This is a genomic window from Terriglobus sp. ADX1 (assembly GCF_036877645.1).
In the GTDB taxonomy this organism is placed as follows: domain Bacteria; phylum Acidobacteriota; class Terriglobia; order Terriglobales; family Acidobacteriaceae; genus Terriglobus.
Genome location: NZ_JAEDXV010000014.1, coordinates 50,574 through 67,218 on the forward strand (window position 1 = coordinate 50,574; position 16,645 = coordinate 67,218).

12 protein-coding genes are annotated in these 16,645 nt (G+C 55.0%); 8 read left to right on the top strand and 4 right to left on the bottom strand.

Annotated features, from left to right (window positions below; genetic code table 11):
- The 3 genes from JAO32_RS10945 (at position 1) to JAO32_RS10955 (ending at position 2,693) form a co-directional block, all read left to right on the top strand.
- Complete coding sequence (locus JAO32_RS10945; RefSeq protein ID WP_334240242.1) at positions 1 to 375, top strand: lasso peptide biosynthesis B2 protein; 375 nt, start codon at positions 1 to 3, stop codon at positions 373 to 375.
- A gap of 15 nt (positions 376 to 390) precedes the next feature.
- On the top strand, positions 391 to 2,253 hold the full coding sequence (locus tag JAO32_RS10950; protein ID WP_334240245.1) for an asparagine synthase-related protein: 1,863 nt from the start codon (positions 391 to 393) through the stop codon (positions 2,251 to 2,253).
- A 293-nt stretch (positions 2,254 to 2,546) separates the two neighbouring features.
- Positions 2,547 to 2,693, top strand: a complete 147-nt coding sequence (locus tag JAO32_RS10955; RefSeq protein WP_334240246.1) for a hypothetical protein — start codon at positions 2,547 to 2,549, stop codon at positions 2,691 to 2,693.
- A 191-nt stretch (positions 2,694 to 2,884) separates the two neighbouring features.
- Here JAO32_RS10955 and JAO32_RS10960 read toward each other — a convergent pair whose 3' ends face one another.
- From JAO32_RS10960 to JAO32_RS10975, 4 genes are all read right to left on the bottom strand, one after another.
- Positions 2,885 to 5,047 carry a prolyl oligopeptidase family serine peptidase gene (locus JAO32_RS10960; protein WP_334240248.1) on the bottom strand — a complete coding sequence of 721 codons (2,163 nt, stop codon included), beginning with the start codon at positions 5,045 to 5,047 and terminating at the stop codon, positions 2,885 to 2,887.
- Positions 5,048 to 5,190: 143 nt separating this feature from the next.
- Positions 5,191 to 8,298: a TonB-dependent receptor gene (locus JAO32_RS10965; RefSeq protein ID WP_334240250.1), complete on the bottom strand. Its 3,108-nt coding sequence runs from the start codon at positions 8,296 to 8,298 to the stop codon at positions 5,191 to 5,193.
- Between the two features lie 88 nt (positions 8,299 to 8,386).
- Complete coding sequence (locus tag JAO32_RS10970; RefSeq protein ID WP_334240253.1) at positions 8,387 to 9,679, bottom strand: hypothetical protein; 1,293 nt, start codon at positions 9,677 to 9,679, stop codon at positions 8,387 to 8,389.
- Position 9,680: 1 nt separating this feature from the next.
- Positions 9,681 to 10,367 (bottom strand): RNA polymerase sigma factor, encoded by a 687-nt coding sequence (locus JAO32_RS10975; RefSeq protein ID WP_334240255.1) that lies wholly within the window; start codon positions 10,365 to 10,367, stop codon positions 9,681 to 9,683.
- A 153-nt stretch (positions 10,368 to 10,520) separates the two neighbouring features.
- Between JAO32_RS10975 and JAO32_RS20030 the strand changes: the two genes are divergently transcribed.
- The 5 genes from JAO32_RS20030 to JAO32_RS10985 all read left to right on the top strand — a co-directional run bounded on the left by JAO32_RS20030 (position 10,521) and on the right by JAO32_RS10985 (position 16,559).
- The gene (locus JAO32_RS20030) at positions 10,521 to 10,736 is read left to right on the top strand and encodes a helix-turn-helix domain-containing protein (protein ID WP_443082590.1); all 216 of its coding nucleotides are present in this window, start codon (positions 10,521 to 10,523) and stop codon (positions 10,734 to 10,736) included.
- Positions 10,737 to 12,021: 1,285 nt separating this feature from the next.
- Positions 12,022 to 13,203 carry a tyrosine-type recombinase/integrase gene (locus JAO32_RS20035; RefSeq protein ID WP_443082591.1) on the top strand — a complete coding sequence of 394 codons (1,182 nt, stop codon included), beginning with the start codon at positions 12,022 to 12,024 and terminating at the stop codon, positions 13,201 to 13,203.
- Positions 13,194 to 14,153: a tyrosine-type recombinase/integrase gene (locus JAO32_RS10980; RefSeq protein WP_334240257.1), complete on the top strand. Its 960-nt coding sequence runs from the start codon at positions 13,194 to 13,196 to the stop codon at positions 14,151 to 14,153. The genes JAO32_RS20035 and JAO32_RS10980 overlap by 10 nt, the downstream gene beginning before the upstream one ends.
- Positions 14,154 to 14,715: 562 nt before the next feature.
- Entirely contained in the window at positions 14,716 to 15,642 is a 927-nt protein-coding gene (locus JAO32_RS20040) for a tyrosine-type recombinase/integrase (protein WP_443082593.1), read from the top strand.
- Positions 15,639 to 16,559 (top strand): tyrosine-type recombinase/integrase, encoded by a 921-nt coding sequence (locus JAO32_RS10985; RefSeq protein ID WP_334240259.1) that lies wholly within the window; start codon positions 15,639 to 15,641, stop codon positions 16,557 to 16,559. Before JAO32_RS20040 ends, JAO32_RS10985 begins: the two co-directional genes overlap by 4 nt.
- Positions 16,560 to 16,645 lie beyond the last annotated feature (86 nt).

The following is a 16,645-nucleotide window of genomic DNA, read 5'->3' on the forward strand; positions in this document are numbered from 1 at the left end:
ATGAAGCGACTGGTGCTGAAGAGTTGGTGGCTGCTCCTGTACTTCGAAGCCATAATGCGCGTAAGTGACTTCAAGGCCCTGCACCTGCGTGTGTCGAAAGAGCCAGTGCGGCGATGCAAGGAAACGGCGATAACTCCCGAAGCGTTAAACCACGCCATGGATCTTGCGTGTGTTTTCTATTTCAAGCAGGTGCTGTGCCTGCAGCGGTCAGCTGCGACCACGTTGCTCTTCCGTCGTTATGGATTCCCTGCGGAGATGCTCATCGGAGCGCAGATGCTTCCTTTCAAATCGCATGCATGGGTCGAAGTCGGCGAGGCGGTAGTGAACGACAAGCCCTACATGCGTGAGATCTATCAGGCCTTGGACCGTTGCTGAAATCAGGGGGACCGAATGAGCGTGATCTTCGGAGTGCGACGCGAGGTTGGGGCAACGATACGGGAAGAAGATGTGTTGCGTCTCGCGATTCCCACCTATCGATGGGCTCCGGACGGCACATTCGCGTTCGCGAAAGGACGGATCGGCATGGGGAAGCAGCCCTGCTACACCCATGATCGCTCTCGGCTGGAAAGCGGTCCGATCCAAGACGAACGCGGGAACATGCTGGTCCTAGACGGCAGATTGGACAATCACATTGAATTACGCAGCTTGCTTGGCATCGCGGATCCAGAGGTCTCGGATGGACGCATCATGCTGGCCGCGTTCCATCGATGGGGCATGGAATGCTGCTCACGATTTGTTGGCGATTGGGCTCTCGCTATCTGGTCGGAAACAGACAAGGCGCTATCACTTGCGCGAGATCATGCCGGCACTCGTTCACTTTACTTCGAAGAGCGATCAAGCGAACTGCGATGGTCGACATTCCTCGAGACTCTGGTTGCGAAGCAAGACTCTCCTGCGCTGCGCAAGGATTACGTTGACGCATATCTGGGTGGCGATTCCATCGGTGACATCACGCCATACGTTGGAGTCCAGTCTGTATCGCCGGGACACGTCATTGTTTTCCATGACGGACGCCGTCATCAAAAGCCCCATTGGCGCTGCTATTCAAAGGGAACGATCCGATATGGCCACGATAAGGAGTATGAAGAACATTTCCTGGATCTTCTGAAGCAATCCGTCCAGCGCAGAACCGTCCCCGGTGCGCCCGTTCTTGCCCATCTCAGCGGAGGCATGGATTCGTCCACGATTGTGTGTATCTCCGATCTCCTAAAGCGGGAAACGGGGAACTCCCACGATCTGCTGGATACGGTCTCCTTCTTTGACGATTCGGAACCGAGTTGGAACGAGCGCCCCTACTTCACCGAGGTTGAGGCGCAGCGCGGCAAATCTGGAGAACACATGGATGTTTCAGGTCTTCGTCCAAGCTTTGAACTAGACGAAGACGAGACACGCACTTCCCTCTTGCCAGGTCTTGATCCGTGCATGCGAACGCACGCAGAGGAATTCGAGCGGCGCATCAGGGATCGCGGATACCGCACCCTCCTTTCGGGACTCGGAGGTGATGAACTTCTGGGCGGAGTCCCGACACCACTGCCCGAGTTGTCGGACTACCTGGTTCGCTGTCAGTTTGCTGTGCTCTGGAAGCGGGCGATTGCATGGAGTCTTGGTCCTAGGAAACCCGTCGTGTACCAGCTCTGGGAGACTGTCCGCTTCTCAGTGAATGCCTACCGTGGTCAGCCTGGCAACGTGCATCGTCCTCCATGGGCGATCTCCCAGAGTGACCACCATCATCGCGACATTTCAAACACTCCGCAGGGTACAGCTTGGGAGGAGAACTGGAATACGCCGACCGTAATCACAACCGCGAATACATGGGAGACCCTGCTGACTACACTTCCCAATCCACAACTCACACTGGGAGAACGGCGGGAGTATCGATTTCCCTACCTCGACCGGGATCTGGTGGATTTCCTGCTGCAGGTGCCCAGCGAACAACTGGTACGGCCAGGGAGACGCCGTTCATTGATGCGCAGAGCGGTCAAAGGGATTGTTCCCGAAGCGGTCCTTGAACGACGCCGGAAGGGCTACCTCGCGCGCAGCCCAATGCACACGATTTCTGTGTCAACGGTGCGGATGCGAGATGTGATGGCCACATCCCACCTCGTCCATCAGGGCTACGTCGACAAGGATCAGTTCGATGCCTATCTTCAACGAGCGTCGCTCGGCGTTGAGACCCGGTGGGCTCCAGCGCTCATTCGAACATGCCTTCTCGAACTGTGGCTTAGGTCGCACGCGTATTCACTTTCACACTGAAGGGAAGGACATTCCGATATGTACTACATCCGACCGGCGATACGGTGCTCCGAGATGACATTCAACTCCGTTCAAGGAACCCCGAAGGCGACGGCGCTCGTAGAAAACGTTCAAGCGGGTGCGCCTAGCTACAGCGCATCGGCAGCATACGAGGCCGATGAGTAGTTGCCCTCTCTTGGCGTCGATAGAGGCTCGTTCATCAACACCCGTTCAAATTTCGCCTATCTGGAATCAGGCGAACAGGTTCCACATGGATGGTCCATGCGGAAAACACGCACCAAAGGAGAAACACCATGCGCTACATCAAACCAGCTGTACTGTCCTCCGTGATAGCAAGCAAGTCTGTCATGGGTATCCCGAAGGCCGCCGTTATGCAGGACAACAGTTCTGCGGGGGATCAGAGCCTAAACACCGCATCTGCGTATGAGGCCGATGAGTAAAGCTGTCGCCTCTTGTCTAGGAGCTGCGCGTTGGATCCGCGCGCAGCCTTCTGGACTCATCGCTCGAATCGTTTGTTAAGCTTTGTTGGATTTAGTCCTCAGGCAATGGTCAGCATAACCGGCCCTGTGTCCTATCGGTCTCTCTATAGGCAGGCTGACCCGGTCCATTCCGCTTGATTGAATTTCTCTCGTCACTCTCCCATGCGGGCTTTCCTCAGCGCACGCCATCGGACATATTGTTGTGGATCGACACTGCCCGGGCGCTCAACATCCTCGAGCCAGAAGGCATACCAGTCGAGGTTCCTCTGCAACGATGCCAATCGAGCCAGAGGATCATCGGGCTGATGATTTTCTAGGGGATAGTAGTACATCTCAACAGGCTTCCCCAGACGGTTGAGACCCGTGAATACCTCTGTCTTGAGCACGATATTGCTCGGCGCTGTATCCACGTCTGTGTAGTGGACTCCGTACCCCATAACTTCCATCAATATCGGTGCTTGGATTTTCTGAAGGTTGAACGAAATGGAGTGATCGAGCCAGTTGTTGAGGCTGTCACCATACGGTGGTCCCCCATACATGGCGTCATAGCCTTGGAGTGTCCCACTGGAATGGATGAGCCAGTATTCACCAAGGCTGTATTGAACGTTATCTGCAACCGTCGCCGCTGCGTACTTCGTTCGACCGTGCGTCAGAGCGAACTCCGTATACCAACCGGAGCGACTGAAGCCGATAACGCCAACCTTGTGCGGGTCCACAATGCCTTCCGCGGCAAGTTGATCGACTGCGCTGTCCCAAACGTCGGTTTGAAATGCTGCTTCGGAAAGTTGCCCCGGATAACCTGGCGGCGCGTGCTCCTGTTCATCCGTCTGCCGGGCGCCATCGGTGTAAATGCGGATGAGATACAACATGCCAGCATTCGCGATCGGTTGCGGAGCGAATGAAGGCATGTGATTGAAGCCACTATCGCAGAAGAAATTCGATGCTGCAGGATACGCATGAATCACCAGTGGATAGGCCCGGTGAGGGTCATAGTTCGGAGGCATGTATAAGTAGCCTGTCGCTCGAAATCCAGTCGAGGTCTTCCAATGAATCAGGCGATACGGAGCGAGCGTGAGTGTATTGAACTGCTCATTTAATGGAATAACTTGTTGCGGTAAGCGTTGATCCATGGAGTACACGAACAGTGAAGGCGCCACAGATGGTGTCTCGAAATCGCCCACAACCACTGATCCGTTGCTCGCGAGTTCTCCCATCTTGAACTGTCCAGGCGCAGAAGGGAGACGAACCGTTTCCCCTTCTTGCCATTGATCTCCCTCTTGCTGCATGTGCGTCAGTTCCCCGTCGCCCGTGCGCAAGAGCAGGTCACCGCCGTTGGACCAAAATGCCGGTCGACCATAAAAGCCATGCAGGTCGGAGCGCACGAGGCGAACAGTACCCTCTTTGGCACGGATTTCAAAGAGATGAGTCGCATCCATGACGGCTCGATGTTGCCGTTCATCTTCCTGATCCCACCGGGAGTTCGCAGGTGAGTTGGCCGTCACGACGAATGACGCACTATCGGGTGACCAAGAGGGCGGGATCAACGCCCACGGGCCTTCGAACGGCAGAGTCGCAGTACCAGTCTTCAGATTGAGCACCGGCATGAGTTCCACCCCGCCCGCCGTCGTCGTGATGCTGCGGACCGTGGCACTACTCCTCCATGTCTTTGGTGCATCTGCTGCGTCGACGAAGTAAGTGAAGAGCAAGTACTCACCGTTCGGCGATATGCTCAAGCGAAGATTCAACACAAACGGGAACGTGTCACGCCCTTCCATGTTGGGCAGGCGGAGATGCACTGGCATCGGGTGCGTCCAACCAAACCGAGTCTTTCGTAGCACGTAAATTCTTCGCTTGGCCCGAAGTGAGGTTTGGGTTCGTTCAAAGGGAATGCGATAGCCACGCGCTTCGTCCTCGGGACTGGGCAACGCAAGCTTCGTACTCCTTGGCTCGTTCACTGCGAGGGCAAGTGTCTTTCCGTCATTCGAGATGCTGAACTCGGCAATGTCGGCCCTGATCCTCGCAAGGACACTGACGTGAGCACCCGGCACCGATATCTTCATGATCACGACATGATCGCCTCGCTTTGCGAGCAACGCGATCGCATGACCGTCGTCTGTCCACTGCAAGCCCGAGACGTCGGTTCCGACGAAGAGATGTTGCGCGTCCTTTGCTCCTGCTCCCACGGGGGCAAGATCGAGGCGAACATCGTTGACGTTCGATGCAAGATTCGGGACTTGGACTAGATACGCGGCGGCTGTGCCCTGCGGATTGAAGCGGATCGAAGGGCGACCGTCATCCTGCAGTATCCGACGCACGGTGACGCAATCCGAAGGTAAGACCGCACGACGTACTTGTGCGGTTCCCGAATTGCTGAGGACCATGACACCTAGTGCGGATCCAATACGAAGGAGGTTTGCGATTTGCTTGAATGTTCTTGTCATCTCTCGTCCCCTTTCGCCTAAAACTGCAGCTTCAAAGCAAATTGGAGCGAACGAGGGCCACCCTGCTGATATTGGGAACTCAGCGTAGAAAGGCTCTGGTTGAGCGTCTGGGTGGACTGGCCGAAGGTAGCACTTGTGAGTGACGCATCGACTCGCCCAAAGATGGGATGGTTCAGCAGATTGAATGCCTCGGCCCGAAACTGCAGCGAGAGGTCACGGAACACCGGAAAAGAGCGACGGACGGCGAGGTTAACCTGTGTTGCGCCGAAGCCGCGCACAAAGTTACGCGGTGCAGTTCCCGCTCCACTCGACGCGGGAAGTTGAAACGCAGCGCGATTCACGCTGCGACCTCCCGGAAACTGCTCGCCGTAGAGATACACGGGCTGTCCCGGAACAAGATTCACGTTGCCGTAGTAGGTCTGTCCCGTCGCAGCATTCGTCAGGAGATTGCCGGTCAACGTGATGGGGAAGGCGGTGCGCGTGGTGAGACGTCCGTCGAAGCCCCATCCCGAGAGCAACGCGTTCGCAGTTCGATTCGTTGCAACGGAGGGGAGTTCCCATGTCAGCCCGGCCTGGAAGTTGCTCCGAAGATCGGTGTCCGCATTTCCGCGTGTCAAGGGCAGCGCCGCATCGTTGGAGCCGAAGTCGAGAGCATGCGCCCATGTGTACGAGGCGAGTACCTGGAGGCCATGCTGCACGGAGCGTTGGAACTGAGCCTGAAGCGCCTGGTAGTTCGAACTTGTGTTCGATGTAAGGATAGTCACGTTGGCAAAGTTTGGATTCAGAGTCGCAAGTGACAACTGCTGCTGTTGCAGTAGTCGCCTACCGTTTGCCCCCACATAGGACAACGTCAGCGTCTGTGGTCCATGAAGAGCCTGTTGTACGCTGACGTTCCATTGCAAGGTGTAGGGCAGTTGCATATGCGCAGGAAACGCAACGACGTTGGTGCTGGTATAGGGAGCGGTTGTCGAAGGTGAGAACGCGAGTTGCGACGAAGCGATTGGGAATGCGACGCCGGATTGAGTCCTTGTCGCCAGAAATCCGAGATATTGGAAACCGATGGTTGCGGTTTGGCTGCCGGTGTCGAAGAAAACGCCACCGCCGGACCGGAAGACCGTCTCCCATCCCGATTTGCTGTTCGCGGTCCAGGCCACACCGAGCCGTGGTGCGATGTTCAACCAGGTCGTCTGATACAGAGGTGTCCCACGGGGTGCCACTGTGAGGGATTTGGGATCGTTCAAGTTCCCCGACAGCGTGAACGCATTATTGCCATGGGCTTCCGTGGGAGCGGGATTCACTTCCCATCGCAGACCAGCTGATAAATTCAACGTCGGCGACGCGCGCCATTCATCCTGAAGGAACATGGCAGTCTCATTGAAGACCGGCGTTGCGCCAAGCTTCCTGGAGAGGATACCGAGATCGGCTACACCTCTTGCGACGGTCGAGGAGGAAAGAAAGATCGCGGAAACGTTAGGCGATGATGGGCTAATCGGGGATTGGATGTGACGGTAATCGACACCGAATTTCAGTTGATGCTGACCGAAACTCAGATTGAAACTGTCCACAAGGTTCCACTGGTGGCTTTCGTTAACGGTCGAGGCGACTTGCAGAATCGAGTTTCCGGTGCCGGCGAAAACCAACTCCATCACACTCGCCGGCGTTCCCGCGGTCTCGTTGCCGAGCGCCGCGTTCAGGTCTGTCGGGGTCGCGCCGCCAAATGCATCGATCTCCGCGCGGTTGGTTGAAGTGCTGCGCGCATATCCAAGCCGAAACTCATTGGTCGCGTTGTCGGTGAATTGACTGGTGGCGCCTGCAGTGTAGGTCCGTGTGCCGAACGCCGTAGTCGTGAGCGCCGACAGGGACCGCGACTGCAGCGAGCTTGGGGTATCGCTGTAACGAAAGAAGATGCTAAGGCGCGAAGTGGTTGTGTTGTCGATGCGGACGCTGGTGGAATCGATCTTGCTCGGAAGAGAATAGCCCTGAATAAATTGTGCGAGCCCGCTTGTATAGGTGATGGCTCCTACGGTCGGTAACGGAAATGCATCCATCACAGGACGCAGCGCAACTGGCACGGCTTGCCGCATCGCGGTGCCGGGAACATACTGGATCGTAGCAGCCTGCGGCAGTGTCAGCCTCAGACCTTCATAGGAACCGAAGAAATAGAGTGGATGCGCTTGGGTGATCGCTCGAGCAAATGGCACAGGGCCACCCAGTGTCCCACCGAAGTCATTCTGGCGAAGTGCCGTGGCGGCTCTGCCGTAATGGTTGTTGAACCAGTTGTTGGCATCGAAAACGTTGTTGCGGAGGTAATCAAACGCAGTGCCATGGAAGACTTTGGTTCCGGAGCGAGTGAGAAGTGAGAACTGACCTCCAGGCGTCCGTCCGTACTCCGCAGAATACGACGAGCTCGACACACGAAATTCCTGCAGCGCATCCACGGAGATCAAGCTCTGGGTGGTTCCCAGCGCAGACGTCGCGCCCACCGATCCACTCGTGGCAGCTTGTGGACCGCCATTGGGTGCACCTGCTGCAACGTTCCCACTCACACCGTCGACGGTGTAGTAGTTACTCTCACTGCGTTGGCCGTTCACGCTGAAATCCCCATTTGCGCCAACGGCTTGGTTGGCCTGCGGACTCTGCGTCACAACGCCCGGAGTCATCGAGATGAGGTCCTGAAAGCTACGACCATTGAGTGGAATATTTGCGACAAATCTGCGATCGACAACCGTGCTCACAGCAGCGTTCGTCGTATTCAAAAGCGACGTTCCGGCCTCGACTGTAATGCTCTCCGACTTGGCGCCTACGGGCAGCGAAAAGTTGAGTGCGATGGCGCCCTGCACATTGAGGATGACGTCTGGCTTGATCAACGTCTTGAAGCCTGGCTTCGAAGCTTGCACGTGATAGTGCCCAGGTGGCAGGACCGGCACAAAGTAGATCCCGAGCGTATTGGTCTTTACCGAATAGATGGCGCCTGTTTCATCGTTCACGATGTCGATGGCGACATCGGACATGAGGCGTCCACTGGCATCGGTAACGCCACCGCTGATGGTAGCGTTGGTGGATTGTGCATGCAGGATAGGTGCGAGAAGACACAGACCAGAAAGGACACAGGCATTTCGTTTCATGCAACGGCACTCCGAGAGAGTCAGGATGAATTGGGTTCATCCCGTCTACGGCTGTCTGCAGAGACTTGTACCAACACGCACAAGAAATTTATGGATGGTTCGGCTGCACCTGGAGGTAGGCCAGTAAGACCGGCTTGCCTGTGGGCTTGGTTGAGCCTCCCTGTGGCTCTGCCGTTACGAATACCATGTTGAGGCGTGCCAATGTCTTCGTGTCGTTAAATTGCAGCACCCAGCGCTTGTGGCTCTCATCTTGGTAGAAGAGTCCAAGGCTGACGTTCTTCTTGTCTTCCCCGCTGCCCCATGCCTGAAAGGCAACCGCTTGCTTTAGGCCACTCTGTTTATCGAGGTCGTATCCATAGAAGACGAGCGAGCGGTCCTTCGTGTAGAAGATTCTTCCGAAAGGCTTCGCCGTCTTTCCATTCTGCGCGACATCGTAGATGTCAGCGATGTAGAGATTTCGTGCCGCAATCAGATCCCGAATCTCCCGGTCGTGAGAGAGGAACTCCTTATCCAAAGCCAACATGCGGTCTTTCTCTTCAGCCGATGCATTGAGTTGCCGGAGCCGTGCCTCGAGAGCGTTGATTCGCCAGGCCTGCTGATTGGCTGCCGTGGCTGAGACAGAGATATTGTCGCGAAGGCTTTGAGTCTCGGAACGAGCGGCTGCAAGCTGCTGGTTCGCCATATCCAGCTCTCCGGCAATTTTCGTCCGTTCACGTTGCTCTGACTCCAACTGTTCTTTGGCACTGGCAGCAGTGGATGCCGACTCCTTCCATCGCGCATCGGCCAGCATGAGCTCACTTTGAAGTCGAGCGACGTCGCGCTGCGACGGATCGGGCATCTGCTGCGGCACATCCGTCGTGTTTGGCGAGACTGTATGATCGGGAGCTGGCTGCGAGTTCACGATGGGAGATGGAGGATTCTTTACTGTACTCATCGAAGCATGGGAAGGATGCGCCCATCGAAACGCAAACGGAGCAGCGACTCCGGCCAAAGAGGCCGCCAGTAAACCAACGTATAGCTTCCAGGGTAAGCTCTTGGGGCGCTTCCCTGCCGTCGCGGACTGCGCGATTGCTGGGGTCGCCTCCAGAGTCCGCAACAGCCGGTCCTCAGCCGCCTTCATATCGATCGGATGTGGCTCTGGTTCAGATTGGAGGAATGACTCCGCGGCAAGGCGCGGCATGACATTCTCTGCCAAGTGTTGATATTGCTCGAAAAGAGCGGTGCAGGATTGGCAGTAGGCGAGGTGAATCTGCAGCAGCGCCCATTCCTCTTCCGTCAGTTCCCCGGACGGATAGAGGCTGCAAAGAACCTCGAACTCATGGTGCCATGGAGGGTTCACTGGGTTCTGCTTCCCGGATGCTGTCGGCTTCGAATCGTTCACTTTAGTCGCGTTTTCTCGGGAGGACAAGGGCACGAAGCCGTTCGAGGCCTCGGTAGTGATGATGGCGGACGTTGCCTAATGTCTGGCCCGTCTTCCCCGCGATTTCGTGGAAAGTATAGCCCTCAAAGAAGTGGAGTTCCAACGTTTGTCGTTGATCGGGTGTCAATTCATCGCGGAACTTGTTGAGCAGTTCCCTGCAGCCGATCCCATTGACAGTAGATTCTTGATGGGGCCGATAAAGGACGTCGTCTCGGAACTCTTCGACATGATAATGATTGCGCGTGTTTAGGTAACGACGGCGGTCAAGGGACCGGTGACATGCAATTTGAATTACCCACGAGATTGCGGAGCCCTTTGCAGGATCGAAGAAACTTGCTCGCTGCGACACGAAGACGAAAACATCTTGGAGTAAATCTTCTGCCTCCGCGGCATCTCGCAAGATCCTATTCCCGACGTGAAACACAGAACGAGCATATCGTCTGAATAAAATCGTCAGCGCCTCCTTGTCGCCATCGCGAACCTGACTCATCAAATCTTCGTCAGAAAAACGATTGAGAGTCAATTCATCGGCCCGCGCACCGGCAGGGATGTCTCCTGACTGTTCTATGAGTTCAGAATCGTCAAGCTGGTGTAAGTGAGCAATATCCAACACCGAGCTCGAAAAACACGTTGTGGCTTCGACGCTCATGGCAGCTCCTTGGAAGTGCTTCTTCCGGGTCGTGCGGTTCTCCGTTCGGTTCGCGTCTACGGATACGGTTCCGATATTGCTGCGTGAGAATCCTCGGCGCACGATGTTCGGCATACCGAACATCTCTTTTGAAGATAAAAGCAACGATGGGAAATGGCAATCGCTTTTCCCATTCGACTTGGCCGGCGCCTAAGTGAATTGAGGGAGAATCGCGGGTTGTCTCAGGCACAACTCGCTGATATGGCGGGGGTGGGACGCTCGCACCTGAGTCAAATCGAAAATGGCGCTGTTGCAGCAAGAATCGACACACTCTGGTCGCTAGTTCAAGCACTGGACCTCACGATGGAAGATCTGTTTAAAGGCTTTTGAGCAAGAGCTGAGGTGCCACTCTGAGACAACGCATGGAGCCCCCTCGTAAAGCGCAACTCGCATGCAGACCACACTAGGTATTCTTCGCGATTCTGAAATACCACGGTCTTAAAATGAAAGCAGCACGCGTAAGCAAACCGTCCGACTGCGGCGACAAAATCGGTTCGGGCACGCAATCAGCAAACTCCGAAGTCAGGCGTTGCCCGCGTGAGTGATGCCGAGTCGAGGGTCGTGATCGTCTGACTGGCTTCGACGTGGACGGTGCCATAGCTAACAGGCTCCGTCGCAACTCCTTTCTAAGCGTTGCCTCTCGGAGATGACGCGAGATCGAACCCTGCGATGAACCTGTCGCGAATCGCGTCCAAGTTTGTAGGAGAACAGTGTTCTGATTGAGCGGCTACCATGAGGACAGCCAATCCTCCCGTAAGCAAGACCGCAAGACTCGGTTGTGTTGTGATGTACAGGAGTTACAGGTTCTTCTAAACAGGATGCGGCGAGCTCCAAATTCCGCCCGCAAGCTCCCAGCAGATTTTGATCGCCATCCCTTAGGGACTCTCAACCCGCACGACAGGGTAGTGTGGACGTCGATCGGCCAGCTAGCAGATTCGCCTGAGTGCGAGTTCGGCAATATACCCGTCTACATCGTCGATTCGGTAAACCAGAGTATTGCCATAACCCGCAGATTCGATAGAAAACGAATTTCTTTCATTAGAGAACTTATCTCGGCAAGCGTTCAATGCTTCCGCTGTGAATGGACCGGAGAGCTCGGTCATAGGGGTATCGTCGACGAATACAACCACCATGTATTGACCTAACCTAACTTTCCGACTTTGAACCGTCCCGCGTCTCTTTTCCTGCATTCAGGAAGCCTAGCAGCATCTCCTCCGCTCGAAGCGGTAAGGGCAATGGAAATGGGCTGTTCCGTTTCTTTCCGGCCCAACCGTCATAAAGATCATCGTCCTGCGAAAGGTTCACATTTGCAAGGGCCCGTGGACGTGGAGTGTTCTCGCGATGGCGCCTATCCGATTTCTGTTGGTAGGAGCACGCTCGATCAGATGCATGACGATAGAGTCTAACTCCTCCAGAGCACTGTCCGTTCTGAGCCTTCCGACGTTGACGGTTGCGCGAAATCTCTTCAGATTTGTCTTGCCAAACGTTGGCGACCTTGGCGTAACGTTTTCCAATGTTGAACGCGTGCGAACAGCCGGGGGTTACTGCCACACGGGGAGTTATCGAAAGGCTCTTCGTCCATCGCGATGCTATCGCGAGACATCTATCAGCACCGATGCTGTCAGAGCGGCAGGACTATCTAGGAAAGTTGCTTTCGTCGGGTTACCAGAGACAGTTCGTCGCGGATCGTGCTTCCACGCTCTGCCATATCGTCACGCAAGGATGGCTGACGGGAGCTGAAGTGACAGATGACGACATAGTCTCCGTCCTTCCGCTCTGGATAGGTGAAGAATCGCCGCAGGACCCGAAGCTTCTACGGCAACGGGGAAAGTATTTCATTGCGGTAGCAAGACACTGGACAAAATACTTACATTCATACACCTTTTCGCAACGCGAAGAATGTTGCTTTCGAGAGCAACTTGGAGAGTTCGCCACCTGGTTACGACAGGATCGCGGTTTCTCACCCTCCTCCATCGAGTCGTGCGCCTCGGAATTGAAGGTTTTCCTTGCGTGGCTAACACCAAGATGTCCGGATCTTTCGCGTGTGTCTCTTACTGAGATTGATGCGTTCATTGCAGAACGTAAGAGCGAGGGCAGGAGCCGACACACGATCATCGGTAACTGCCACACGATACGGATATTTTTCCGCTACGCGGAGGAAAGAGGGTGGAACCACAAGAACCTAAGCAAGACGGTACGAACCCCGCCGCAAAGTGTGACGGAGTGTCCGCCTCGGTGCCCTCCGTGGAAGCAAGTACGAACGACGCTTGCGTCATTGGACACATCGAATCCATCGCATATCCGTGCAAGGGCAATTCTGTTCCTCGCTTCTGTTTACGGTCTCAGGCGTTCGGAGATTCGCAAATTGACCCTCGAGGACTTTGACTGGCAGAACGAAATCCTGACAGTGAGGAGGTCCAAGCGCGGTAGAACGCAGCAGTTCCCACTCCAATTTGAGGTTGGCGAAGCGGTTATCCGATACCTCAGGATTCGTCCGAAGTGTAACTTCCGGGAATTATTCCTGACACTGCATTCTCCGTTTCGACCGGCGAAAAATTTCAGTGGTGCAGTGCGGAAAATCCTCAACGCGCAGAAGACATTTGATCGACCTTGGGGGATGCACGCGTTTCGCCATGCGTGTGCAACAGAACTCTTGAGAAAAGGCACTTCGCTCCGCGGTATCGCTGATTTCCTGGGACACAGAGGAATTCAGTCTGTGAGCATCTATGCCCATTCCGACATTCGCGCGCTTCGCGAAGTTGCAGCTATTGATTTGCGGGGTCTTCTATGCGTTTAGCAGATGCTGTGGCGGAGTATGTGGAAACACGCCAACATGGCGGTTCCCCCTTCCACAGTAGTGAAATCACTCTCCTCGCCTTTTGCAAGCATTGTGGAGATATAGAACTCGGTAAAGTGACTTCGGATCTTGTCTGGAATTTTTCAAACAGCCCTACATGCGCGCCCGTCACTCGCATTGCGAAGTTCAGTGGAGTTAAATGCTTCCTGGAATACTCCCAAGCTCGAGGACAGATCTCTGAGCTTTTGCTTCGCAAACCTGCGAAGCCGCATGAGACACTTGGGCCGTTCATCTACACAAAAGCCGAGATTGCCTTGCTCTTGAGGAATGTTCAGCGCTGTCAGTCGAAGACCTCCGAGCTAGATACAAAAGTTTTGCGCCTGCTTATTCTGCTGACATATGCAACTGGCATCACGGTGCAAGAAGCCCTCAGACTGAGATGGTCATCGATTGACCTTAAGAGAAAGGTGATCCTGATTGAAAAGAGCTTCCTGAAAGCCGCCCGGACACTTCCTATTGGCGCAGAACTTGTCCGGCATCTTGCTCGATTCCGGCCACGGAATAAGAATGACGTACGGCACGGTTTTGTTCTATGCGGCAGAGATGGAAATTCGGTGGGGTTCTCCAACCTTAAGGAACGATTTGTTCGCCTGAGGGAGCTTGCCGGATTGAAGAAGAAGGTTGATGGCCGTGTTCCACGCCTTCGGGACCTGCGCTTCACCTTCGCAGTTCATCGTCTGAATGATTGGATGCGACGCGGGGATGACCTCAACAGGCTGATACCTGCCCTCTCTACCTACATGGGATATCGGAGCCTTACAGCCGCAGAACAATTTCTTGCCTATGTTCCCAATCGATTCAAGCAAGACCTACAAAAACTCAGTCCGGCCAGGGGACGCAAGCCTTGGTCAAAAGATGAAGAACTGATGACCTTCCTTGCTTCGTTATAGGTGGTGAAACCGTTCGCACAATGAGTCGCTTCCGACGTTGCGAATACGGACGATGTGTTCGTGTGCTTCGCGGCGCTTCATTGCGCCCCCGTCTGCGATGATCCGTCTCGCGCTCAAGAGCATTCTCTGTGTTCGACCAGGTAGGACCACCAGCCGCCCTAAACGTCGCAGAAGTCTCGAACTCCTTGATCGTCTCAACTCAGCCAGCATATCGTTGGCCCCCCGGATATGCTGGAGGTATTTTGTGGATGGCGTTCATATTTCGAAACATTCACTCGCACGTCACGAAGCGGCCCCTCTTCTAAGAGAGCGCGAATCGTACCTCGCCTACCTTCGACAACTGGGGGTTGGCCGAAGAAGATTGGCTGTCGTTTCTGCGATGTTGTTGCAGGTCATCCGTCACTTGGGACTGACCGAGCCAAACCTAGTGACGTGCGAACAAGTCACAGCCGCAGGAACGGCTTGGTGCTACGCCACGGAACACCGAAGACCTCCAATGGCTGGTCCCCATTCTCGAAGAACGTTCGAGGGTACCGCTCGACAATTTTTGCGTTTCACGGGAATGCTGCTGAAACCTCCTCCTGCCACGAATCAGTTTTCTGGTTTCCTCAAGCTGTATCTCGACGAAACCGGACGAGAACGGCGGCTCTCTTTGACCACTAGAGACACGGCGCGCTCGAGGCTGCGACGTTTCTTTGAATGGCTCGCATCTCGTCGTGCCTCGCTGGAGGACGTGAAGATGGAAGACATCGACGCATATTTAGACTTGAAGCGCCAGTCTTGCAACAGCCGAACCATTTCTAGCGAGGCGGCTATGCTGCAAGACTTCTTTCGCGCCGCAAATCGCCACGGCTGGTGTTCGAACAACTTTCACCAGAGAGTGATCCGTCCGCGATTATCAAGGCCCCGCTATGTAGGGAACCGATTGCGATGGGATGATGTGCGGAAGCTGCTCGCGTCTCTGAAGGGGAATGCGTCATGCGATCTCAGAGCTCGCGCCATGATCCTACTTTGTGCCCTTTATGGTTTGCGGAGCAGTGAGGTTGCACGACTACGACTCGACAGTTTTGATTGGGAAGAAGGCACCTTCAGTCTGACGAGAGCGAAACGAGGTCGGGGCCAGTGTTACCCAGTTTTGCCTGAACTTAGAGATTCTGTCATGGAATACCTTCATCGAGGCCGACCACAATGTGATGACAGGGCCCTGTTCCTCTCTCTTGCCATCCCGCATCGACCGGTATGTCCCGCGCTTGTCTCCTATATCGTCCGTTCGCGAATTTCAGGATTGGGTCTCATGGCCTCGCCGGCTGGAGCTCACGCTCTACGTCACGCTTGCGCAACTGAACTTCTGCGAACCGGATCTTCGTTGCACGAGATCGCAGACTTTCTCGGACATCGAAATCTTAGAACTGTCAGTTGCTACGTCAGGCACGATGAAGCCGCATTACGCAGAGTTTCACTCTTCCAAATGGAGGTGACTGTGGCATGAATCTTCTAGAAGCAGCAGAGCTATACCTTGCTCACCGCCGCGCCGAGGGCATCGCATACAAAAACCAGGCGGGATGTCTACGCTCACTGTGTAGTCGAGCAGAGAGCAAAGACATCGAGGAACTACGCATAGAGGATCTTCACTCCTATCTCCGTGCAGACGGATTAACTCATGCCACGGTTAGCAAGCGTTTTACATTGGTCGCGAAGTTCATCCAGTTTCACCAGGATCGTGGTAGGGCCACGTCTTTCAAGATGCCCCTGCGGCCACGACACGCGCCGCAGGTTTTCACTCCGCACATCTATACGTCCGCTGAGGTCCGAAACATTCTCGTTGCTTCTCGAAGCAGGGCGCACGGAAGCATTCCAACCCAAACCTTTGAAGCTCTAATCCTTTTCCTATATGCCACGGGAAGCAGTCTCTTTAGCGCGATGCACCTGAGAAACGAGGATTTGGATGTTGAGAGGAGCAATGTGACTTTAGAGAACCAACGATCGAACGGCAAACGCACGATTCCCTTAAACCAACAATTGGTCGCGACGCTGGTCGAGTACGCTTCCTGGAAGTCTTCCAACAGCATCGAGGGAGGATCGTTTTTCGTCCGTGCCGATCGAAGTCCCTTGGTAAAAGAAACGGTTGGCTCGCACTTCCGATCCATCCTGAAAGCCGCACGGTGTGTGCGGCGAGACGGTTCTCATTGCCGCCCGAGACTGCACGACTTCAGAGCAACCTTTGCAGTCCAACGGATTTCTGGATGGATTAGAGAGGGGGAAGATCTTGGGACGATGTTACCCGCTCTGGCTGCATATATGGGCATGATTGACCTGACTGTGACGGAGCGGTATCTGGCGCTCTCGCCTGAGCGCTTTCGTAAGGAATTGCAAAAGCTGTCAGCCTCAACGCAATCTGCGGTTTAGGCAGAAGTATCAACGCGCCGCGCAGGCGGGCGGACTCAAGTGGCAGCGTCAGAACGGGGCAAGCACTCGTTCCGCCAGCCTTCCAC

What these genes read in the sequence shown, in the direction of transcription:
- JAO32_RS10985 (WP_334240259.1), top strand. Translation starts at nt 15,639, where the DNA reads ATGAATCTTCTAGAAGCAGCAGAGCTATACCTTGCTCACCGCCGCGCC.
- JAO32_RS20035 (WP_443082591.1), top strand. Translation starts at nt 12,022, where the DNA reads ATGCTGTCAGAGCGGCAGGACTATCTAGGAAAGTTGCTTTCGTCGGGT.
- JAO32_RS10965 (WP_334240250.1), bottom strand. Translation starts at nt 8,298, where the DNA reads ATGAAACGAAATGCCTGTGTCCTTTCTGGTCTGTGTCTTCTCGCACCT.
- JAO32_RS10945 (WP_334240242.1), top strand. Translation starts at nt 1, where the DNA reads ATGAAGCGACTGGTGCTGAAGAGTTGGTGGCTGCTCCTGTACTTCGAA.
- JAO32_RS20030 (WP_443082590.1), top strand. Translation starts at nt 10,521, where the DNA reads ATGGCAATCGCTTTTCCCATTCGACTTGGCCGGCGCCTAAGTGAATTG.
- JAO32_RS10950 (WP_334240245.1), top strand. Translation starts at nt 391, where the DNA reads ATGAGCGTGATCTTCGGAGTGCGACGCGAGGTTGGGGCAACGATACGG.
- JAO32_RS10980 (WP_334240257.1), top strand. Translation starts at nt 13,194, where the DNA reads ATGCGTTTAGCAGATGCTGTGGCGGAGTATGTGGAAACACGCCAACAT.
- JAO32_RS10955 (WP_334240246.1), top strand. Translation starts at nt 2,547, where the DNA reads ATGCGCTACATCAAACCAGCTGTACTGTCCTCCGTGATAGCAAGCAAG.
- JAO32_RS10975 (WP_334240255.1), bottom strand. Translation starts at nt 10,367, where the DNA reads ATGAGCGTCGAAGCCACAACGTGTTTTTCGAGCTCGGTGTTGGATATT.
- JAO32_RS20040 (WP_443082593.1), top strand. Translation starts at nt 14,716, where the DNA reads ATGCTGCTGAAACCTCCTCCTGCCACGAATCAGTTTTCTGGTTTCCTC.